Annotated in this window: 21 protein-coding genes; 8 read left to right on the forward strand and 13 right to left on the reverse strand. The window is 73.6% G+C overall.

The genetic code is table 11. The annotated features are described in order from the left end of the window. The first annotated feature begins 168 nt into the window (after window positions 1-168). Entirely contained in the window at window positions 169-1,362 is a 1,194-nt protein-coding gene (locus tag AB0J97_RS48815) for a S8 family serine peptidase (RefSeq protein ID WP_364103458.1), read from the forward strand. 20 nt (window positions 1,363-1,382) lie between these two features. Here AB0J97_RS48815 and AB0J97_RS48820 read toward each other — a convergent pair whose 3' ends face one another. Genes AB0J97_RS48820 through AB0J97_RS48840 form a run of 5 tightly spaced genes read right to left on the reverse strand, consistent with a single transcriptional unit; the run spans window position 1,383 to window position 6,820 of the window. Next, window positions 1,383-2,342 (reverse strand): aldo/keto reductase, encoded by a 960-nt coding sequence (locus AB0J97_RS48820; protein ID WP_364103461.1) that lies wholly within the window; start codon window positions 2,340-2,342, stop codon window positions 1,383-1,385. Beyond that, window positions 2,339-3,211: a branched-chain amino acid ABC transporter permease gene (locus tag AB0J97_RS48825; protein WP_364103464.1), complete on the reverse strand. Its 873-nt coding sequence runs from the start codon at window positions 3,209-3,211 to the stop codon at window positions 2,339-2,341. Before AB0J97_RS48825 ends, AB0J97_RS48820 begins: the two co-directional genes overlap by 4 nt. After that, window positions 3,211-4,362: an ABC transporter substrate-binding protein gene (locus AB0J97_RS48830; protein ID WP_364103467.1), complete on the reverse strand. Its 1,152-nt coding sequence runs from the start codon at window positions 4,360-4,362 to the stop codon at window positions 3,211-3,213. The genes AB0J97_RS48825 and AB0J97_RS48830 overlap by 1 nt, the downstream gene beginning before the upstream one ends. Further along, a complete protein-coding gene (locus AB0J97_RS48835; RefSeq protein WP_364103469.1) occupies window positions 4,359-6,071 on the reverse strand; it encodes an ATP-binding cassette domain-containing protein in 1,713 nt (570 codons plus the stop codon). Before AB0J97_RS48835 ends, AB0J97_RS48830 begins: the two co-directional genes overlap by 4 nt. Continuing rightward, window positions 6,071-6,820 (reverse strand): ABC transporter ATP-binding protein, encoded by a 750-nt coding sequence (locus AB0J97_RS48840; RefSeq protein WP_364103472.1) that lies wholly within the window; start codon window positions 6,818-6,820, stop codon window positions 6,071-6,073. The genes AB0J97_RS48835 and AB0J97_RS48840 overlap by 1 nt, the downstream gene beginning before the upstream one ends. Before the next feature lie 185 nt (window positions 6,821-7,005). Here AB0J97_RS48840 and AB0J97_RS48845 point away from each other — a divergent pair, with 185 nt between their 5' ends. Then, the gene (locus AB0J97_RS48845) at window positions 7,006-8,355 is read left to right on the forward strand and encodes an amidohydrolase family protein (protein WP_364103475.1); all 1,350 of its coding nucleotides are present in this window, start codon (window positions 7,006-7,008) and stop codon (window positions 8,353-8,355) included. A 6-nt stretch (window positions 8,356-8,361) separates the two neighbouring features. Here the strand turns inward: AB0J97_RS48845 and AB0J97_RS48850 are convergent, their stop codons facing one another. Continuing rightward, the gene (locus tag AB0J97_RS48850; RefSeq protein ID WP_364103478.1) at window positions 8,362-9,198 is read right to left on the reverse strand and encodes an aldo/keto reductase; all 837 of its coding nucleotides are present in this window, start codon (window positions 9,196-9,198) and stop codon (window positions 8,362-8,364) included. A gap of 136 nt (window positions 9,199-9,334) precedes the next feature. Here AB0J97_RS48850 and AB0J97_RS48855 point away from each other — a divergent pair, with 136 nt between their 5' ends. Continuing rightward, window positions 9,335-10,162, forward strand: coding sequence for a metallophosphoesterase (locus AB0J97_RS48855; RefSeq protein ID WP_364103533.1), 828 nt, complete (start codon window positions 9,335-9,337; stop codon window positions 10,160-10,162). Between the two features lie 15 nt (window positions 10,163-10,177). Here AB0J97_RS48855 and AB0J97_RS48860 read toward each other — a convergent pair whose 3' ends face one another. From AB0J97_RS48860 to AB0J97_RS48875, 4 genes are all read right to left on the reverse strand, one after another. Beyond that, window positions 10,178-10,822 carry a response regulator transcription factor gene (locus AB0J97_RS48860; protein WP_364103481.1) on the reverse strand — a complete coding sequence of 215 codons (645 nt, stop codon included), beginning with the start codon at window positions 10,820-10,822 and terminating at the stop codon, window positions 10,178-10,180. Further along, on the reverse strand, window positions 10,813-11,985 hold the full coding sequence (locus AB0J97_RS48865; RefSeq protein WP_364103484.1) for a histidine kinase: 1,173 nt from the start codon (window positions 11,983-11,985) through the stop codon (window positions 10,813-10,815). The genes AB0J97_RS48860 and AB0J97_RS48865 overlap by 10 nt, the downstream gene beginning before the upstream one ends. A 77-nt stretch (window positions 11,986-12,062) precedes the next feature. Continuing rightward, window positions 12,063-12,857: an ABC transporter permease gene (locus AB0J97_RS48870; protein ID WP_357707611.1), complete on the reverse strand. Its 795-nt coding sequence runs from the start codon at window positions 12,855-12,857 to the stop codon at window positions 12,063-12,065. Next, window positions 12,854-13,768: an ATP-binding cassette domain-containing protein gene (locus AB0J97_RS48875; RefSeq protein WP_364103488.1), complete on the reverse strand. Its 915-nt coding sequence runs from the start codon at window positions 13,766-13,768 to the stop codon at window positions 12,854-12,856. Before AB0J97_RS48875 ends, AB0J97_RS48870 begins: the two co-directional genes overlap by 4 nt. A gap of 173 nt (window positions 13,769-13,941) precedes the next feature. Between AB0J97_RS48875 and AB0J97_RS48880 the strand changes: the two genes are divergently transcribed. From AB0J97_RS48880 to AB0J97_RS48895, 4 genes are all read left to right on the forward strand, one after another. Further along, a complete protein-coding gene (locus AB0J97_RS48880) occupies window positions 13,942-14,118 on the forward strand; it encodes a hypothetical protein (RefSeq protein ID WP_357707609.1) in 177 nt (58 codons plus the stop codon). A 100-nt stretch (window positions 14,119-14,218) separates the two neighbouring features. Further along, window positions 14,219-14,674 (forward strand): hypothetical protein, encoded by a 456-nt coding sequence (locus AB0J97_RS48885; protein ID WP_364103491.1) that lies wholly within the window; start codon window positions 14,219-14,221, stop codon window positions 14,672-14,674. A 10-nt stretch (window positions 14,675-14,684) separates the two neighbouring features. Then, entirely contained in the window at window positions 14,685-15,347 is a 663-nt protein-coding gene (locus AB0J97_RS48890; RefSeq protein WP_364103494.1) for a hypothetical protein, read from the forward strand. A gap of 7 nt (window positions 15,348-15,354) precedes the next feature. Continuing rightward, on the forward strand, window positions 15,355-15,930 hold the full coding sequence (locus AB0J97_RS48895) for a class I SAM-dependent methyltransferase (RefSeq protein WP_364103498.1): 576 nt from the start codon (window positions 15,355-15,357) through the stop codon (window positions 15,928-15,930). Here the strand turns inward: AB0J97_RS48895 and AB0J97_RS48900 are convergent. Together AB0J97_RS48900 and argG are read right to left on the reverse strand one after the other, a co-directional pair. Further along, window positions 15,922-17,037 carry a cupin domain-containing protein gene (locus AB0J97_RS48900; protein WP_364103501.1) on the reverse strand — a complete coding sequence of 372 codons (1,116 nt, stop codon included), beginning with the start codon at window positions 17,035-17,037 and terminating at the stop codon, window positions 15,922-15,924. The two genes, AB0J97_RS48895 and AB0J97_RS48900, sit on opposite strands and share 9 nt — an antisense overlap. Window positions 17,038-17,132: 95 nt before the next feature. After that, entirely contained in the window at window positions 17,133-18,581 is a 1,449-nt protein-coding gene (gene argG / locus AB0J97_RS48905; RefSeq protein ID WP_357707601.1) for an argininosuccinate synthase, read from the reverse strand. A gap of 153 nt (window positions 18,582-18,734) precedes the next feature. On the opposite strand from argG, the gene AB0J97_RS48910 reads away from it, so the two are divergent. After that, window positions 18,735-19,910, forward strand: coding sequence for an acyl-CoA dehydrogenase family protein (locus AB0J97_RS48910; RefSeq protein ID WP_364103505.1), 1,176 nt, complete (start codon window positions 18,735-18,737; stop codon window positions 19,908-19,910). A gap of 30 nt (window positions 19,911-19,940) precedes the next feature. On the opposite strand, the gene AB0J97_RS48915 is transcribed toward AB0J97_RS48910, so the two are convergent. Next, window positions 19,941-20,633 (reverse strand): GntR family transcriptional regulator, encoded by a 693-nt coding sequence (locus AB0J97_RS48915; protein ID WP_364103508.1) that lies wholly within the window; start codon window positions 20,631-20,633, stop codon window positions 19,941-19,943. Window positions 20,634-20,654: the final 21 nt, after the last annotated feature.

Consider the following 20,654-nt stretch of genomic DNA (forward strand, 5'->3'; position numbering starts at 1 on the left):
CGCGCGGGGGCGGGGGGGGCGCGGGGGGGGCGGGGGGGCGGGGGCGCGCGGGCCGCCTCGCGCCCCCCCCGCGCCCCCCCCCCGCGACGGTGAGGACTGTTGCCAGGCGGCCCCGGCGGGAGTACGCCTGACATCACAGGGGTGGGCTACTTCCAGGAGGGGAAGACGATGGCCGACCAGTTCATCGTGTTGCGCGATCTGAGCAGGACCCGCATGGCCGCGCCGTTCGAGCCGGGCGCCGCCGCGGTCGAGACGCCGGGCGAGCCGCACGTCGAGGTCACCGGGCTCGGCAAGCGCGAGGTGGCCGACCTCGCGCGGGACCCTTCGGTGGCCGCGGTCGCCCGGCCGATGCCGACCACCGTCCCGGGCGCGCCCGAGGACGTCGACGCGCCGCCGCCGGGGCCGGAGGCCGGCGCCCAGGTCACGTGGGGGGTGCGGGCGCTGGGCGCCGACGCCTCCTCCCGTACGGGGGCGGGGACGGTGGTCGCCGTCCTGGACACCGGGATCGACGCCGCCCACCCGGCCTTCACCGGGGTGACGCTGGTGGAGCAGGACTTCACCGGGTCGGGCCTCGGGGACAAGGTCGGCCACGGCACCCACTGCGCCGGCACCGTCTTCGGCCGCCCGGTGGACGGCATGCGCATCGGCGTCGCGCCCGGCGTCGAGCGCGCGCTGATCGGCAAGGTGCTCGGCGACGACGGCAAGGGCTCGACCGCCGCGACGGTCAAGGGCCTGCTCTGGGCGCTGGGGAACGACGCCGACGTCATCACCATGTCGCTCGGCATCGACTTCCCGGCCGCCATCCGCCAGCTTGAGGATCGGGGGTTGCCGCAGTTCCTGGCGACGTCGATCGCGCTGGAGTCGTACCGGGCGACGTTGCGGCTCTACGACTCGCTGATGCGGATGATCGCGGCCAGGGCGGCGTTCGGCACGGGCACGATCGTCGTCGCGGCCACGGGCAACGCCAGCCACCGGGAGCTGCGGCCGGACTTCGAGGTCGGGCCGGAGCTGCCGTCGGCCGCCGAGGGCATGATGGCCGTGGGCGCGGTGCAGCGGCAGCCGTCCGGGCGGCTGGCGGTCGCGCGCTTCTCCAACACCTTCCCGCAGGTGTGCGCGCCGGGCGTGGACGTGGTCTCGGCCCGTACCGGAGGGGGGCTGACCAGCAAGAGCGGCACCAGCATGGCCGCCCCGCACGTGGCGGGGGCGGCGGCGCTGTGGTGGCAGGAGCTGCGGGCGCGCAGCGACGGCGCGCGGGCCGCGGCCGTCACCGGGCGGTTGCTGCTGACCGCGGCGACGGACGTGTTCGTCCCGGACGCCGACGCCGAGGACCTGGGCGCGGGCCTGGTCCAGGCGCCGCGCTGAGAGCGGGAAGGCGGAGGACGTCAGGGCCCTTCGGGGTCCACCGTGTCGGCGTCGGCCCAGAACGGCGCGGCCAGCTCGCGCAGCCGCGCCGGGCCGACCCGGTCGAGCAGGGCGAGCGCGCCCGCGTTGTCGGCGAGCTGGGCCCTGCTCGTGACCCCGAACAGCACGCTGGCCACCGCCGGATGGGTGAGGCAGAACGCCACGCACACCTGCGCGGGCGTCGCCTCCAGCCCGGCCGCCACCTCGGCCAGCCCGGCGGCGGCCGTCGCCGCCCGCTCGCGCACGCCGCCGGGGTCGGGGAAGACCGGCCGGGCGGGCGTCTCCCTGCCCGCCAGCAGCCCGCCTTCGAGCACGTCGCTGGCCTGCAACGACACGCCCGCGTCGAACACCTCGGAGAACGGCACCCCCTCCGGGATCGAGCGGCGGCACGGGTTGTACTTGAGCTGGGCCAGCTGCGGCCCCGGCGAGCCGAGGTCGCGGGCGTGGTTGCGGATCGTCAGGATCGAGGTGGCCGACCAGTTGTTGACGCCCCAGCAGCCCAGCAGCCCCTCCGCCTCCAGCGCGGCCAGTTCGCGGGCCAGCCGACGCAGGTCGAGGTCCTCGCGGTGGACGTCGCCCACCACGGCCAGGTCGGCGTGGTCGGTGCCGGCCCGCAGCAGCGCGCGTTCGAGCTGCTCGCGCAGCGGACGTCCGGGGTGGTCGTCGAGCCAGAGCTTGACCGAGAGCAGGTAGTCCTCACGGACCAGGCCGGCGGCCCTGACCATGGCCGAGAACAGCACGTCGGTGAAGACCGGCCGCTGTCCCGGAAGGCCGTAGACGCCCACGTCGAACAGGTTGACCCCGATCTCCACGGCGTGCCGCAGCAGCTCGACGGCCGCGCCGAAGTCCATCCGGTCGTAGGTGTGCCAGGACCCCAGGGACAGCACCGACGCCTCGGGGCCGTGCGCGCCGATCTGGCGCTGGGGGACCTTCACGGTCATACGTTCGCCTCCGAGTCCCAGACCTGATGGCGGCTGCGCCACCACAACAACGCCACCATGACCAGGAACGGCAGCACCCCCCGGTACTGCTGGACCGCCTCCAGCGAGGCCGTCACCCCCTCCAGGCAGCCCAGCAGCAGCCCGCCCGCGAGCGTCAGCCACAGGCTGCTGAACGCCCCCACCATGGCCACCGCCAGCGCGGTCGTGACGAGGTTGCCGAGGGTGGAGAAGTCGCCGCCGAGCCGGGGCGCGACCAGGACGATGACCAGCGTGCTGACCGCCCCGATGGCCACCCACACGGCCAGGGCGAGCCGGGGGGCGGGGATGCCGACGACCTGCGCGGTGGCCGGGCGCTCCGACAGCGCCTGGAGCCGCAGCCCCACCCGGGTGCGCCCGAGCAGCAGCCCCACTCCGACGGTGATGAGCACCGCGAACGACAGCGACACCAGGACCGCCTGCGGCACGACCACCTCGCCCACGGTGAAGGCGGGCGCGTCGAAGGGCTGCGGGAAGCGCCGCGCGCCGCTGGTGTTGTTGCCGAACAGGCGCAACCCGACCGACATCAGCGCGACGAACACCGCCACGGTGACGGCCGCCTTCGTGCGCAGGCCGTGCTCGCCGAACCAGCGCACCAGGCCGAGGCCGAGCAGCGCCGAGACCAGCCCGCCGGCCAGCGCCCCGAGCGGGAGCGCGAGCCAGACGTTCAGACCGGCGTCGGTGAGGGTGACCATGACGAAGGCGCCCATCGCGCCCACCGCCGCCATCGCGAAGTTGACCACGGCGACCAGCCGGTAGGTCAGGACCACGCAGAGCCCGAGCAGCGCGTACACGCCGCCGCTGGTCAGACCCGCGACCACGGAGTCGAGCATCAGCCGTTCCGCTTCGGGACGATGAAGCCCTCGGGCAGCACCGTCCACTTGCCGTTCTCGGCCTTGACGAAGCGGCTGCCCTCGATGGGGTTGTGCGTCTGGCCGGGGCCGAACACCCAGGGCGTGCCGACCATCGGGTAGGTGATGGGCTGCATCTCCTTGAACGCCTTGGTCACCGACTCCCGGGTGATGTCCCCCTTGATCGTCTTGAGGACCTGGACGAACACGTCGGCCGCCATCACGCCGCCCTGGCTGAACGCGGTCTTCTGGATCTTGTTGTCGTTGACGATCTTCGCCCACCGGTCGTTGCCCGGCAGCGTCTCGTCGGTGTACGGCTGCCACTCGGTGCCCGCCTGGGCGTTCATGCCGGCCGGGATGAGGGCGGCGTTGGCGTCGGTGTAGGCGTTGGCCATGAGGATGAAGTCGACGTCCTGCATGCCCTGGGTCTTGGCCTGGGCGAACCACGGCCCGACCTGGGCGTTGTAGATGACCGCCTGGCAGCCGGCGCCCTTGAGCTTGACCAGGTACGGCGTCGGGTCGCCCTGCCCGACCGAGGTGTCCTTGACCGTCAGCGTCTTGCCGGTGATGTCGCTCCACTCCTTGATGGCCGCGTCGATGCCGCCGCCGCTGCCCGGCAGGACGGTGAAGGCCAGGCACACCTTGTCGCGCTTGAGCGTCTCGGAGGCGTAGTAGAGCATCGCGGTCAGCAGCTTGAACGGGCCGGGGTTGACCGGGGCGATGTTCGGGCTGGTGAAGCAGGCCGGGTCCACGCCGACGGCCGGGATGGAGACGATCTGCGACTTGCTGTAGGTGGCGCGGTTGAGCCCGCAGTCCACGGCGCTGGAGGAGCCGACCAGCGCGACGACCTCCTCGGAGTCGATCAGGTCGCGCGCCGCCTCCGTGGAGCGCTGCGGGTTCATCGCGTCGTCCTTGCTGATCAGCTCGATCTTGCGGCCGTTGATCCCGCCGGCTTTGTTGACCTCCTCGAAGACGGCCTTGACCGCCTGCGGCACCTCGGGGGTCTGGAACAGCCCGGTGACGCCGTTGATCGTGCCGACCTTGATGGGGCCGTCGGTGCCCGAGCCGCCGGAACAGGCCGTCAGAGCGGTCAGCAGGCCGAGGACGGGCAGAGCCACGAGTACGCGTTTCATGATGTCTCCTCCAAGACGGTCCCGAGGTAGGCGGCCCTGACGGCCGGTGCGTCCAAGACGTCGAGTGTCGGCCCCGAGGCGATCACGTGCCCGAAGTCCAGCACGGTGACCTGGCCGCAGGCGGCTCGTACGAGATCCATGTCGTGCTCCACCAGCAGGATCGACACGCCGAAGCGGGCCGGGACCTGGGCCAGGCGGCGGCCGAGCCGCAGCGACTCGGCGGCGGACTGGCCGGCGGCCGGCTCGTCGAGCAGCGCGACCTTCGGCCTGGCGGCGATCGCGGCGGCCACGTCGAGCAGCCTCCTGGTGCCCGCGTCGAGGATCGAGACCGGCACCTCGCCGGGCGGGCAGCCGAAGAAGCGCAGCACCTCCTCCGTCTCGGCGGCGGGCAGGCGCCGCCCGGCGACGATCGCCAGGTACTCCTCCTGCGTCAGCTCCGAGGCGATGGCGGTGGTCTGGAACGTGCGCCGCAGCCCGCGCCGGGCCCGGACGCTCGGGCTGAGCCGGTCGAGGGGCTGCCCGGCGAGCACGACCGAGCCCTCGTAGCGGGCGGCGAAGCCGGTGACCGCGGAGATCAGCGTGGACTTACCGGCGCCGTTCGGGCCGATCAGGCCGCAGACGCCGAGCGCGGGCACGGTCAGGTCCACGCCGTCCAGGGCGACGACCTGGCCGAACCGCACGCTCAGCCCGCGCACCTCCAGCACGTTCCCCTCGCCGGCGGCCGGGGGAAGGGGGACGGGCTCCTCGGCGGGGGCGGCGGCCTCCAGCAGGGGGCGCGCGGCCCGTTCGCGCCTGCGGGCCCGGGTGAAGTCGGTCTGGCTCACCCCGCTGCGCAGGGCGAAGATCGCCATGACGCCGAAGAGGATGCCGCCGAGGTCCTGCGGAAGGCGCAGCTTCTCCAGGATCGTGGCCATGACCGCGCCGAAGATGCCGCCCAGGACGGCGCCCTCGGTGTTGTGCGGCCCGATGAGCACGGCGACCGCGAACAGCGCCAGCGACTGCATCATTGCGAAATTTCCGGATACGACGAGGCCGAGCTGCCCCGCCATCAGCCCGCCCCCGATACCGGCGATGAACGCGCTGATGGCGAAGGCCGTGAGCTTGCTGCGCGCCACGGAGATGCCGTGTGCCGCCGCCGCCCGCTCGGAGTGCCGCAACTCCAGCCAGGACCGTCCGATCCTGGTCCGGTTGACCAGCGCGAGCCCGACGGCGATCAGCACGAACACGGTCATGGCCAGCACGAAGTACGCGGCGTCGGAGGAGAAGGGCCCCGGCCGCACGACGGTCTTCAGCTCGGCCGTGCCGGGGAACTGGTTGGCGTTGAGCACGATGTCGGTGGAGACGGCGAAGCCGAGCGTGACGACGGCGAGGTTGACGCCCCGGATGCGCAGCGCGGGCAGCCCGATCGCGACGCCCACCGGCACGGCCGCCAGGCCGCCGAGCACCAGCCACAGCAGGAGGCCGCCGGGCGCGTCGGCCAGGTTCAGCCGCAGCACCACCCAGGCCCCGATCGCCGCGAACGACATCTGGCACAGCGACATGACCCCGGCCCGCCCGACGATCACGCCGTAGCTCTGCATGAGCACGCCGCTGACGACGGCCGCGATCGCCAGGTAGATCCAGTACGGCGGCAACACCCACGGCAGCACCGCGCACGCCGCCACGGCCAGCCCCAGCCCGGGACCCCAGGTTTTCAGCAGCGCGTTCATCAGCTCCCGCCTTCCGTGCCGGCCGCCCGCGCGAGGCCGTCGTCGGTGACGGCGCCGAAGTAGAACTCGTGCAGCCGGTCCTCGGCCCCGCGCAGCTCCTCGCACGGGCCCTCGAAGACGACCCGGCCCTTGCGCAGCACGTACGCGCGGGTGCCGATCTCCAGCGCCAGGTTGGCGAACTGCTCGACGAGCAGCACCCCGATGCCGCGCTCGGCCAGCTCCCGCACCGAGCCCATCAGGCGGCGGACCACGACCGGCGCGAGCCCGAGCGACATCTCGTCGATGAGGACGACCTTGGGCCCGGCGATCAGCGCCCGGCCGATGACGAGCATCTGCTGCTCGCCGCCGGACAGGTTGGCGGCCGGCAGCGTGCGCCTGCGGTCCAGCTCGGGGAAGAGGTCGTAGACCATGGCCGGGTCGCCGTCGCCGGAGACCAGCAGGTTCTGCTCCAGCGTGAGGGTGCGGAACACGGTGCGGGCCTGCTCGGCGTACCCGAGTCCGGCCTGGGCGCGGCGGTAGGTGGGCAGGCCGGTCAGCGGCGTGCCGGCGAGCGTGACCGTTCCGGCGGCGGCGGGGGCCAGGCCCGCGATGCCGTCGAGCAGGGTGGTCTTGCCCGCGCCGTTCGCGCCGAGCAGCACGGTGACCGTGCCGGGCGCGACGCCCAGGCTGACCTCGTGCACGACGGGGACCTCTCCCCTGGAGACGCTGAGGCCCCGCACGTCGAGGACATCGTCCGCGGGAGCGTTCATCAGCGGCTCCGGCGGTGGTCGCCGGCCGCGTCGGGCGACGGCGCGTGCGCCGGTCCGCGACGGGCCCGATCGATGATGCGCCGTGCCTCGAAAGGTAGAGGCATCGTCACCTCCCGGCACGAAATCGTATCTGATTCCATGTACGTTATGCGGATGGAAATGAGAGTGTCCAGAGCGGAGCGGATATGAAATCTGCGGCTGACAACAGGTCGGCGGATCTGGTCATGACCGGCGGCGTCGTCCACACGATGAACCCGGCCGGCCACCTCGCGTCCGGCATCGCGATCAAGGACGGGCGCATCGTCAGGGTCGGCACTCCACTGCAGGTCCAGGCCATGGTCGGCCCGGGGACGCGGGTCGTCCGCCTGCGCGGCAGATCGGTGCTGCCCGGCATCAACGACACCCACCTGCACGGCGCCTGGCTCGGCCTGCGCTGGCCCGACCTCCTGCTGGACCGCCTGACCGGCACCGGCGACCTCGTGCCCGACTCCCGATTGGGGAAGGCGGAGGAACGCCGGGCGGCGATCCAGCGCGCCGGCGACCTGCTGGCCTCCCTGGGCATCACCAGTTACACCGAGCCCGGGCTCGGTCCCTGCGAGCACGAAGGCGGCGGGCGGTTCGGCGTCGAGGTCCTGCGCGAGTACGCCGGGATGGCCGCCCGGGGCGAGCTGAAGGCGCGGGTGAGCGCGTTGCTGCTCTTCGCCGAGGTGGGCGGGCGCAGCTCGCTGCCCGACCTGGTCTCCGGGCTGCGCGACCTGACGCCGCCCGCCGAGGTGCCGGGCTGGTTCAAGGTCGCCGGGGTGAAGATCTTCGCCGACGGCATCCCGCCGATGCGCACCGCCTGGAGCGACGAGCCGTACGAGGACGGCACGCACGGTGCCCCGCTGGTCGAGGGCGGCTCGGAGGACGAGCGCGAGACCGCGCTGACCACCATGATCAAGACCGCCGCCGCGGCCGGGCACCAGGTCGCGGTGCACGCCACCGGCAGCCGCGCGACCAGGACCGTCACCCGCGCCCTGGCCGGGGCCCCCGGGCGGCGCCACTACCTCGTCCACGGCGACGTCCTGCATCCGGACACCCTCAAGACGATGGCCGCGGCCGGCATCGGCCTGACCACCCAGCCGGGCATCGCCGCCGCCGCCTCCCCCATGCTCCGCGACGCCCTGGGCCAGGCCGCGCTCGGGCACGCCTGGCCGGTGCGGGACGCGCTGGCCGCCGGCGTACGGCTCAGCCTCAGCTCCGACGCCCCCATGCTCACCCCCGACTGGCGGCACGGCGTGGCGGCGGCCGCGACCCGGTGGGCCGTCGAGGGCGCCCGCGACCAGCGGCTCGCGCTCGACCAGGCGCTGCGCGCCTACACGGTCACCCCGGCCTGGCAGGAGGGCGCGGAGTCGTGGAAGGGCTCGCTGGAGCCGGGCAAGGTCGCCGACCTGTGCGTGCTGGACGACAGCCTGCTCGACGCGCACCCGGCCGACCTGCCCGCGGTGCCGGTCACGATGACGATGGTGGACGGCAGGATCGTCTACGAACGCTGACCCGCGCTACAACTCCACGTGGTGGTCGGGGTCGCCGCCGAGCCGGCTGCCCGCGCCGCCCAGGGCCGAGATGCGCGCCATCTCCTCGGCCGACAGCTCGAAGTCGAAGACCTCCAGGTTGTGGCGCATGCGCCCGGGGTCGGCGGACTTGGGGATCGGCACGGCGCCGAGCTGCACGTGCCAGCGGAGCACGACCTGCGCGGGGGTGCGGTCGTGCGCGGCGGCGACCTCGGTGACGGCCGGGTCGTCGAGCAGCTTGCCGCCGGCTCCGAGCGGGCTCCACGACTCGGTGACGACACCGTGCCCGGCGTGCCAGGCGAGCAGGCCGGGCTGGGGGAACCCGGGGTGCAGCTCGACCTGGTTGACCGCGGGCCACACGCCGGTGGCCTCGACCACCCGCTCGATCTGCTCCGGGGTGAAGTTGGAGACGCCGATCGAGCGGGCCAGGCCCTCCTCGCGCAGCCGTACGAACGCCTTCCAGGTGTCGACGAACAGGCCGTGGCCGGGCAGCGGCCAGTGGATCAGGTAGAGGTCGACGTGGTCGAGGCCGAGGCGGGAGCGGCTCTCCTCGAACCCGCGCAGCGCCAGGTCGTAGCCGTGCTGGGCGCCGCGCAGCTTCGTGGTGACGAACAGCTCCTCGCGCGGCACGCCCGACTCGGCGACTGCCGCGCCCACCCCCTTCTCGTTGCCGTAGCTGGCGGCGGTGTCGATCAGCCGGTAGCCGAGCGAGAGCGCGTGGCCGACGGCCTGGCGGGCCTGGCGGTCGTCCATCGGCCAGGTGCCCAGGCCCAGGCGCGGCATGGGGCGGCCGTCGGAGAGCACGAGGGTCGGCGCGGTCGTCATGGCTGGTCCTCTTCCGGGTGCGGGCAGGTGACGTACCTACCCGCCGGCGACGCGGCCAACCCGGAGGCCGTCCGTGCCCCCGGACGGACGGTCGGCATCATGGAAGGCCGCACGGCGGCGTACGATCCGAGACGTGATCATCGCTCCCCGTCTGCTCGCCGTCAGCGACCTGCACGTGCACCATCCCGACAACCGCAGGTTCGTCGAGGAGCTGCGCCCAGGGTCGGACGGCGACTGGCTGCTCGTGGCGGGTGACGTCGGCGAGCTGACGACCGACATCGCCTGGGCGCTGCGCCTGCTGGCCGGCCGGTTCGCGAAGGTGGTCTGGGCGCCGGGCAACCACGAGCTGTGGACGCCCGCCCGCGACCCGGTGCAGCTGCGCGGCGAGGAGCGCTACCAGTACCTGGTGGAGCTCTGCCGCGACCTGGGCATCCTGACGCCCGAGGACCCGTACCCGGTCTGGGAGGGGGCGCGCGGCCCGGTCACGGTGGCGCCGCTGTTCGTCCTGTACGACTACACCTGGCGTCCGGAGGGCGCGACGACCAAGGAGGAGTCCCTGGCGACGGCCTACGAGGCGGGGATCGTCTGCACCGACGAGGTCATGCTCCACCCCGACCCCCACCCCGGCCTGGACGCCTGGTGCGCGGCCAGGGCCGAGCTGACCGAGGCGCGGCTGGCCGCCCGGCCGCCGGGGCTGCCGACCGTGCTGGTCAACCACTATCCGCTGGTCCGCGAGCCGACCCGGATCCTGCGCTATCCGGAGTTCGCCCAGTGGTGCGGCACCGAGCGCACCGCCCGCTGGCACCTCGACTACGACGCCGCCGCCGTCGTCTACGGTCACCTGCACATCCCGCGCCTGACCCACCACGACGGCGTGCCGTTCATCGAGGTCTCGCTCGGCTACCCGCGCGAGTGGCAGCCGCGGCCGAACCCTCCGGCGCTGCCCCGCGTGATCGAGGTCTGAGGCCCGGTCTCCGGGTCAGCCCTCCAGGTAGCGCAGGATCGCCAGCACGCGCCTGCTGTAGCCGGTGTCGCGCGGCAGGTCGAGCTTGTCCATGATGGCGTTGACGTGCTTCTCCACCGTGGACGCCGAGACGTGCAGGCGCTCGGCGATGGCCGCGTTGACCAGCCCCTGGGCCAGGTGCGCCAGCACCTCGGACTCGCGCGGGCTCAGCCGGCTCAGCGGGTCGGCGTGACTGGTGCGGGCCAGGAGCTGCCGCACGACCTCGGGGTCGAAGGCCGTGCCGCCGGCGCGTACGCGGTCGAGCGAGCCGAGGAAGTCGGCCACCTCCGAGACCCGGTCCTTCAGCAGGTAGCCGAGCCCTTCGGCGGGCCCGGCCAGCAGGGTGGCGGCGTAGTGGGGCTCGACGTACTGGGACAGGACGAGCACGCCCACCTCGGGCCACCGCGCGCGGATCTCCAGGGCCGCCCGCAGGCCCTCGTCCTTGTGGCCGGGCGGCATGCGCACGTCGATCACCGCCACGTCGGGCCGCTGATCGGCGACGGCGGCCAGCAGCGCGGGCGCGTCGGCCACGGCCGCGACGACCTCGTGCCCGGCCTCGGCCAGCAGCCGGGTCAGGCCCTCGCGCAGCAGCACGGAGTCGTCGGCCAGGATCAGCCGCACGGCGGCTCCTTCGGCAGCGTGGCGACGATCTTCGTGGGCCCGCCGGGCGGGCTGTCCACGGTGAACACGCCGTCGAGCGCCAGGACGCGGCGGGCCAGCCCGGACAGGCCGCCGCCCGCGGGGTCGGCGCCGCCTTCGCCGTCGTCGGAGATCGCCACGCTCACCGTCCGTTCGTCCTCGCTCACGACGACCAGGATGTCACGGGCGCGGGCGTGCTTGACCGCGTTGGTGATCGCTTCCCTGGTCACGAAGTACAGGGCGGTCTCGATCTCCGTGGCGGGCCGGGCCGCCGGCCCGTAGTGGACGGTGACCGGCACGGCGGCGCGTTCGGCGACGCCGGCGAGCGCGGCCTTGAGCCCCAGCTCGTCCAGGGCGGTGGGGTAGATGCGCCAGGCGACGCTGCGCAGCTCGTCCAGGAGGCGGCGGGACTCGGCGTAGGCCTGGTCGACCAGCTCGGCGCTCCTGGCGTGGTCCTGGCCGTGGCTGTGCCTGGCCCGGCCGAGCAGCATGGCCAGGGCCACGCCGCGCTGCTGGACGCCGTCGTGCAGGTCGCGTTCGATCCTGCGGCGCTCGTCGTCCACGGCCCGGACGATGCCCGAGCGGGTCGCGGTCAGCTCGGCGATGCGGCGGCGCATGAGCTCCCGGCCGCCGGGGCCGAGGAAGTGGGCGGCCAGCCGGCGTTCCAGGACGCCGACGGCCAGGGCGAGCAGCGCGGTCACCGCCAGCAGGGCCACGCCGCCGGTCAGGCCGAGCATGCCGCCGGTGGTGACGATCTTGACGCCCGGCAGCTCGACGGGGACGGCGTCCGAGCCGCCCCTGATCAGCTCCCACGCGCCGCCCGCGAGCAGCAGGAGGCCGACGAACAGGGCGGTGGCGCAGCCGTACCCGCCGAGCACGCCCAGGGCGGCGCGGGCGGCGAGGTAGGCGCAACCGCCGTCGCGGGTGGGCTCGGGGTGGTCGAACCACCTGGTCAGCCGGACGCGTTCGAGCGCCAGGAGCCCGGCCACGCCGCGCCTGACCGGCGGGCGCGCGGCCGGGACCAGCGACGCGGGCCAGGCCACGCAGAGGAAGGCCAGCTCGACCGCGCCGAGCGCCATGCCCGCCAGCACCCCCACCAGCGCCTTTGCGGCCCTGCTGCCCGCATTCTCCCGCTTGTCCACCACAGGCCCGAAGCCTAGGCGTCCCGGCGCCTTGCCCGGCACAGGCCCGAAGCCAAGGCGTCGTGGCACGGGCCCGCCGCCTACGCGTCGCGGCGGCGCAGGACGGTGTAGCCCGCCGCCAGCGCCGCCGCCGTCCAGGCCAGCAGCCAGGCCAGCCCCTCCCCCGCCGGGTACGGGACGGGCCCGCCGGTCAGGTTGTCCACGCTGCCCATGAACGCCAGCCCGGCGAACGTCGGCATGCGCAGCGAGGCGTCCAGCGCCGCCTGGCTCCCGGTCATCAGCAGCACCAGCGGCAGGCCCAGGAGCAGCATGAACACCACGGTCAGCGTGCCCGCCGCGCTGCGCATCGCGGCCCCGACGCCGAGCGTCATCACCGACACCAGGGCGAAGAACGCGCCCGCGCCCGCCACGTCCCGCACGACCTCGCCGAACGGCAGCACGACGACCCCGCCGAACGCGTCGGCCTGCAGCACCAGGTAGACCGCCGCCGTCGCCACCGCCCCCGACAGCACCCCGGCGGCGAACATCACCGGTGCCACCACCAGCGCCTTGGCGGCCAGCACCAGCCCGCGCACGGGCGTGGCCAGCAGGGTGACCCTGATGCCGCCGGAGGAGTACTCCGCCGTGATCGCCAGCATGGCCAGGGCGACCAGCGCGAACTGCACGAACGACGTGGCCGACACCACGGACTCGCTCGCCGTCACCCGCACGCCTGGAGCCCCGTCGCGCACCGCGTCGGTGGCGGCGGCCGCGGCCAGCGTCACGGCGGTCAGCACCATGAGCGCCGCCGCGCCGGCCAGGCACCACCACGTGGACCGGACCGACCACAACTTCCCCCACTCGGCCCACGCCGCCCGCCACAAGGTGCTCGTCACGCGCCGGCTCCCGTCGTCCCGTACTCCACGCTGCTCTCCGTCAGCTCCTGGTAGGCCTGCTCCAGGGACGCCTCCCGGGCGCGCAGCCCGTGCAGCCTGATCCCGGCCTCGTGCGCCAGGTCGCCCACCCGCTCGACGGGCGCGCCGGTGGCGACGACCTCGTTCTCGGCGACGCGCTCGGCGGCGATCCCGGCGGCGCGCAGGCGTTCGGCCAGCTCCCCGGCGTGCGGGGTGCGTGCCAGCACGGCCGTCAGCGAGCTGCGCCCGATGACCTCGGCCAGGGGCGCGTCGGCGATCAGCCGGCCCTTGCCGATGACCACCAGGTGGTCGGCCGTGAGCTGCATCTCGCTCATGAGGTGGCTGGAGACGAACACCGTGCGGCCCTCGGCGGCCAGCGACCGCATGAGCTGCCGCACCCACCGCACGCCGTCGGGGTCGAGCCCGTTGACGGGCTCGTCGAACAGCAGCACCTCCGGGTCGCCGAGCAGCGCGGCGGCGATGCCGAGCCGCTGGTTCATGCCGAGCGAGAGCGCCCCGGCACGGCGGCCCGCCGCGCCGGCCATGCCGACGCTCTCCAGCACCTCGGCCACCCGCCGCACGGGGATCCCGTTGCTGCGGGCCAGCGCCGTCAGGTGCGCCCGCCCGCTGCGCCCGGGGTGCGGCGCCCGCGCGTCGAGCAGCGCGCCGACCGTCCGCAGCGGGTTCCTGATCCGGTGGTACGGCAGGCCGCCGATGAGCGCCGTGCCCGCCGAGGGCCGGTCCAGCCCGAGGACGAGCCGCATGGTGGTGGACTTCCCCGCGCCGTTGGGCCCGAGGAACCCGGTCACCGTGCCCGGCCTCAGCTCCAGCGACAGGTCGTCCACGGCCGTCCGGTCGCCGTACCGTTTGGTCAAACCGTCGAGACTGATCACGGGGTCAACGCTAGGCAGGCGGGAAGCGGGCCACCATGGGGCTCGGCCGCCGACCTCGATGGCGGAAAACCGGAACAGACCAGGTGAGGGCGCCGGGCCGGCGGGGCGACCCCGCCCAAACAAGACGGTGCCGTTGCCCCGCGTTGACGTGCGGCTCACTACGGTTGCCGAGCATGACCGAAGACAAGAGCCGGAACCGGCGGCGGATCAGCATCGACGAGGCGGGCCTGGAGAAGCGCAGGTCCGCGATCCAGGCGCTCATGGAGCAGCCGCCGTCACCGGCGTCCGAGCAGGTGGGCGTCTTCGCCGAGGCGAACGCTCCGGGCGCGTCACAGGCCGACCTCGGCTGAGCCCGCCCGGCGCGGCCCCGGGTTCGGCAAAGCGGCGGCGCGGCGCGCCGCCGCTCCCGGGTCCGGGATGTCACGCTCGCCGGGAACGAGGAGCACCGCCATGAGCACAGCCGTACAAGGGCCCGAGGCGCATCCTCTCCTGGTCAAGCTGCTCCAGGAGGGTTCCCCGGACGCCATGACGTTCTGGGGCTACGTGGGCCCGCCGTACCAGGATGGATGCGTCACGCTGTATCCCAGCCTGGAGGATCTGAACTCGGCCCTCGACATCCCGCTGAGCGACGTCCTGCACATCGAGAACGTGCCCGAGAGCATCCTGCTCTTCGGCGCGAAGGTGTTGTGGGTACGCCGGGACGCCAAGGTCGTCCGCCGGCAGGCCGGCACGGCGGAGGCCTCGCTGACCTCGGAGGTCGCCGAGGACGCCGGGGAGATCCGGGCGGGCCGGCTGCACCTGCGGGTCAAGACCGAGCGCGCCGACTGCCACAGCCCCTGCATGACCTGCCGGGACTGCAGCAGCGTGTGCCTCTCGTCCTGCCGCAGGAAGTCGACGCCGGAGTAGGGGAACCGCCATGATCACCGACACCCCGCTCGCCGCGCTCGACCACCAGGCGCCCTACCTCCTCGAACGGCTCGTCAAGGAGCGTGTCGCCGCGACGGAGGAGGAGGCCGATGAGCTGTTCGCCGAGGCGAAGAAGTACCTGGTGCTCACGCAGGTCGACCGGTCGCGGATCTGGATGATGCACTCGACGCGCGTCGACGACGCCTGGCATCACTTCATCCTGTTCACCGGCCTGTACACCGAGTTCTGCCGCACCTACTTCGGCCGGTACGTCCACCACAGCCCGAGCAACGACCCCGGCGTGCGGGACGAGCCCGCCGAGGAGACCCCGGTGGCCACGTTCGCCGAGTTCCGCGACCGCTACGAGGAGCTCTTCGGCTGCCCGCTCCCCGACGTCTGGTACGACCATCGCACCGTCACGCTGACCCGCCGCGTGGTGAACGAGCGCGCCGGGCTGCTCACCACCCGCCGCGACGGGAACCAGGTCGAGCTGCTCTCCCCGTCGGGCGAACCGCTGGTGGGCGCCAGCATGATCGCCGCACCCGCGCTGGAGTTCGTGGCCCGCACCGGCGCCTTCTACGTGCGGGAGCTGCCCGGCGGCCTGACCGGGCAGGAGCGGGTCGCCCTGGCCGAGGTGCTGGTCGAGCAGCGCGTCCTCAAGGTGAGCGGCTAGCGGCGGCGTGACCTACGCCTCCCTGCGGGCGGGGCGGGGGCCCAACGCGCTCGTCGTCGAGGCGCTGGGCGTGCTCGGCGGCGTCCGCGGTCGTGCGCTGGACATCGGCGCGGGCCCGCTCAACGACACCCGCTTCCTGCTGGAGCTGGGCTTCTCGGTCGAGGCCGTGGACACCGACCCCTGCACCCTCGCGCTGGCGGCGGCATGGCGGCACCCGCGGCTGCGGGTCGTGCACGCCGACGTCCGTGACGTACCGGTCGCGGCGGGGGCCTACTCGTTCATGGTCGCGATCCACGTCCTGCCCTTTTTGCCCAGGGCCGACGTCCGCCGGGTGACGGCCGCGATGGCCGGCGGCCTGGCCGCGGGCGGCGTGCTGTGCTGCACGTTCTTCGGTCCCGAGGACGCCTGGGCGGGGCGGCCGGGGCGCACGTTCCTGCGCGCCCCCGAGGCCGGCGCGCTGTTCCCCGGGCTGGAGCCGGTCGTCCTGCGCGAGGACCGCTACGACGGCATCGACGCCAGGGACGAGCCCAAACACTGGCACGTGGTGCGCTGCGTCTTCCGCAGGCCCGCCGGGTCAGCCTGACGTCGCCAGGGTCAGGAACCCCTCCTCGACCAGGCGGCGTACCAGGGCGAGGCCGTCCTCCCCCGGCAGACCGGCCGCCGTGAAGGGCTCGCCGTCCGCCATGCGCAGGAAGGCCGCCTCGTGCCGGGCCGGCAGGCTGAGCCGTTTGCCGTGGAAGGCGAGGACCAGCGTGCCGGCGTCCCGCCTGCTCTCCCAGCGCAGGCCGGGGCGGCACCGGACGGCGGTGCCCGCGTCGAGGCGGGCCAGGCCCGCGAGGTCGAGCAGATGGCCGTCCAGCCGGTCGCCCTCGGCGAGCAACGCCATGTCCACCGCATCGTCGGCCAGCCTCTCCGGGGTGAGGGCGGTTCCCAGGCGGGCGGTCAGCTCCCGGATGCGCTCGCGTGCGGCGGCCCGGCCGCCGATCGTACGGGCGAAGCCGAAGGGCAGCGGCTCCTGGAAGGCGGAGTCGGCGGAGACGGCCGCCTCGCACCCGGCCAGCAGCACGTCGGCCCAGGTCAGGGGATGGACGCCGACGCTCAGGTGCAGGGACGCGCCCTGCGCCGAGGCGGCCTCGTGCGGCAGGCCGCGCGGCAGGTAGAGCAGGTCCCCTTCGCCCAGGTCGAACTCGTGGCAGGCGTCCTCGTGGATCCGCCAGCGTTTGGCCCCGGCCACCTGCAGCACGAACACGTCATGGGAGTCGCGGTGGACGCCGAAGCCGCGTGCCCGCGGCGGTGTGAGGTAGGCGTTGACCCGGCACTCCGCGCTGAACTCGCCCGCCAGCCGCCGGCACAGCTCCCGCAGCGGCGGCCACCGTTCGTGGACCGAGGGCAGGATCAGGGTCGAGCCGTCGCGGTAGCGGGCGTAGAGGTCCTCCAGCCCGGCCGCGCCGCCGTCGGCGTGGCCGTCGCGGACCACGCGCACGGCCCCGGCGTGCAGGCCGGAGCCGGACAGCAGCTCGTCGAAGCGGGCCAGCGAGAACAGCTCGCGGTAGTGGCCGGGCGACCGCCTGCGCAGCAGGAGATGCCGCCGCCCCTGGTGGTCCCGCAGGAACTCCTCGCGGGACACCGGGCCGAGCAGCCAGTCGGTGGCGGGCGTGACGTCCGCGCCGTCCCGCTCGTCGATCATCATCTCCGGTGCGTACCCGTGGCGTCCGCGCGCCACGCCCCGGGCCGCGCGGCGGCGGCCCAGGAGGCCCAGGAGGCCCGGAAGGCCCGAGGGCGCGGTCAGTCGGTGCCGAGCTCCATGGCGGCGCGGTCGAGCAGCTCCTCGTCCTCGGAGACCTCGCCGCGCGAGGCGATGGCCTCGGCGCCGCCCTGCGGCATCGCGCCGATGAGGCCGGTCGAGGCCGCCTGGGCGGCGCCGATCAGCGCGGGGTGGGTGGTGCCCACCATGCCGAGCGTGGCGTACTGCTCCAGCTTGGCGCGCGAGTCGGCGATGTCCAGGTTGCGCATGGTGAGCTGGCCGATGCGGTCGACCGGGCCGAACGCGGAGTCTTCGGTGCGCTCCATCGACAGCTTGTCGGGGTGGTAGCTGAAGGCCGGGCCGGTGGTGTCGAGGATCGAGTAGTCCTCGCCGCGCCGCAGCCGCAGGGTGACCTCGCCGGTGATCGCCGTGCCGACCCAGCGCTGCAGCGACTCGCGCAGCATGAGCGCCTGCGGGTCGAGCCAGCGGCCCTCGTACATGAGCCGGCCGAGCCGCCGGCCCTCGTTGTGGTACGTGGCCAGGGTGTCCTCGTTGTGGACGGCGTTGACCAGGCGCTCGTAGGCGGCGTGCAGCAGCGCCATGCCGGGGGCCTCGTAGATGCCGCGGCTCTTGGCCTCGATGATGCGGTTCTCGATCTGGTCGGACATGCCCAGGCCGTGCCGGCCGCCGATCGCGTTGGCCTCCATGACCAGGTCGACCGGGGAGCCGAACTCCTTGCCGTTGATCGTGACCGGGCGGCCCTGGTCGAAGCCGATGGTGACGTCCTCGGGGAGGATCTCGACCTCGGGGTCCCAGAAGCGCACGCCCATGATCGGGTCGACGGTCTCGATGCCGGTGTCGAGGTGTTCGAGGGTCTTGGCCTCGTGGGTGGCGCCCCAGATGTTGGCGTCGGTCGAGTACGCCTTCTCGGTGCTGTCGCGGTAGGGCAGCCCGTGGGCGAGCAGCCACTCCGACATCTCCTTGCGCCCGCCGAGCTCGGTGACGAAGTCGGCGTCGAGCCACGGCTTGTAGATGCGCAGGTGGGGGTTGGCCAGCAGGCCGTAGCGGTAGAACCGCTCGATGTCGTTGCCCTTGAACGTGGAGCCGTCGCCCCAGATCTGCACCTCGTCCTCGAGCATGGCCCGCACCAGCAGGGTGCCGGTGACGGCCCGGCCGAGCGGCGTGGTGTTGAAGTACGCCCGGCCGCCCGAGCGGATGTGGAACGCGCCGCAGGTGAGTGCGGCCAGGCCCTCCTCGACCAGCGCGGCGCGGCAGTCGACCAGGCGTGCGAGCTCGGCCCCGTAGGCCAGCGCGCGGCTGGGCACCGAGGCGATGTCGGGCTCGTCGTACTGGCCGATGTCGGCGGTGTAGGTGCACGGGACGGCGCCCTTGTCGCGCATCCACGCGACGGCCACCGAGGTGTCGAGACCGCCTGAGAAGGCGATGCCGACCCGCTCGCCGGTGGGCAGGGAGGTGAGAACCTTGGACATAGAAGAAGATTATGCATTGCAACGCATGAACATGCAAAGCCACCCCCTCATCCGGGTGCGGGCCGCGATTCCCGGCGCAGGATGGACAACCGGGCGGGGACGTGATCTGACGGAGTAAGGACCGCCGACGATCACGAACAGGAGCACCGGGACATGAACGACAAGCCACGACTGCACTCCGCCGGCCCCCACCACCTGGACCGCGCCCGCGACCTGCGCCCGCTGATCGAGAGCGAGGCGGCCGAGGCCGAGGCGCTGGGCAGGCTCACCGAGCCCGTCGTGACGGCCCTGCACGAGGCGGGGCTGTTCGACGTGTGGCTGCCCGCCCCGCTGGGCGGCGCCGAGCTGTCGCCGCCGGAGCTGCTCGCCGTCTTCGAGGAGCTGTCCTACGCCGACCCTTCGACCGGCTGGGTGGTCATGGCCACCACCCTGGAGAACGGCACGGGCGGCGCCTACCTGGGCGACGAGGCCGTCGAGGACATCTTCCGGGGCCCCCGTACGCCGCTGTTCGCCGGGCAGGGCACCCGGCCGGGCACCGCCGTGCCCGAGGACGGCGGCTTCCGGCTGACCGGCCGGTGGAGCTTCGCCTCGGCCATGCCGCACGCCCGGTACGTGCACAGCCTGGGCGTCGTGGAGGGCACCGGCGAGGAACGCATCTTCATCACCCCGGTCGAGGACGCCAAGCTGCTCGGCAACTGGGACGTCCTGGGCCTGCGCGCCACGGGCAGCGTCGACTACGCCATCGACGGCGCCTTCGTGCCGGAGTCGCGGACGCACCCGTTCGCCCAGCGGGAGCCGCTGCGCGGCGGCGCGATCTACCGGCTCGGCCTGCTGGACCAGGCGCTGATCTGCCACTCCGCCTGGGCGCTCGGCGTCGGCCGCCGCCTGCTGGACGAGCTGGTCCGGCACGTCGCCGCCCGCGCGGGACGGCCGGGACAGCTCGCCGCCGGCGACACCTTCCACACCGGTCTCGCCCGCGCCGAGGCGGCCCACCGGGCGGCCCGCGCCCTGGTCCGCGAGACGTGGGACGACACCGCACGCACCCTGGACGCGGGCGGCCCGCTGTCCACCCGCCAGGAGACGATGGTGCGGCTCGCGCTCAACCACGCCACCTCGACGCTCACCGACGTGGCCGGGTTCGCCTACACCTCGGGCGGCACGACGGCGCTGCGCGACGGCCTGCTCCAGCGCCTGTTCCGGGACGCGCACGCCGGCGCCCAGCACATCACCTCGGGCCCGCAGGCGCTGCGCGAGTGCGGGCGCGAGCTGGCGGGGCTCGCGCCCGGCGAGGAGTGGGCGGTCTTCAGCCTGGAGCCCCGCCGCCCCTGAGGCCCGCCACCAGACGTCGGTGCCGCGAGATCAGTGCTGACGGGAGACCTGGGCGGTGTGCAGGGCGTCCGCGGTGGCGATCTTGTGGTTGCGGGCCGCCTGCTCGATCACCTCCGCCTCGGCGTCGCCCTCGATCAGGCTCAGCAGATGGTCGTGCTCCTCCACCGACTTGCGCGCCCGCCCCGGCACGTACGTGAAGCTGGAGCGGCGCATGTGGTCGAGCCGGGCCCACTCCGACTCCAGCAGCGCGTTGAGGTGCTCGTCGGGACAGTGGCGGTAGAGCGAGAAGTGGAACTCGCGGTTGAGGGCGGTGAAGGAGGTGGGGTCGAACTCCTCCAGTGCCTCCTTCATCCGCTCGTTGATCTCCCGCGACTCCTGGATCTTGGCCGCGTCCATGTGCGGCGCGCAGATGGCCGTGGCGTAGCCCTCCAGCCGGGCCAGCACGTTGAGGGTGTGCTCGACCTGCACCGAGTCGAAGACGGCGACCCGGGCGCCGATGTTGCGCACGACCTCGACCAGCCCGTCGGACTGCAGCCTGCGCACGGCCTCGCGCAGCGGGATCGTGCTGACGCCGGTCTCCCTGGCGAGCTGGTCCATGACCAGGCGGTAGCCGGGGCCGTACGTGCCGTCGAGGATGCGGGCCCGCAGGAGGTCGTAGCTGATCTCGGCCTTGGAGCCCTTGGGCCGCTTGGCCTGGGCCGGTTTTCTCGTGCTGCTCACCATCACCTCTGCAGGACCTTCACG

This window comes from Nonomuraea sp. NPDC049607, from assembly GCF_040675375.1.
Lineage (GTDB): Bacteria > Actinomycetota > Actinomycetes > Streptosporangiales > Streptosporangiaceae > Nonomuraea.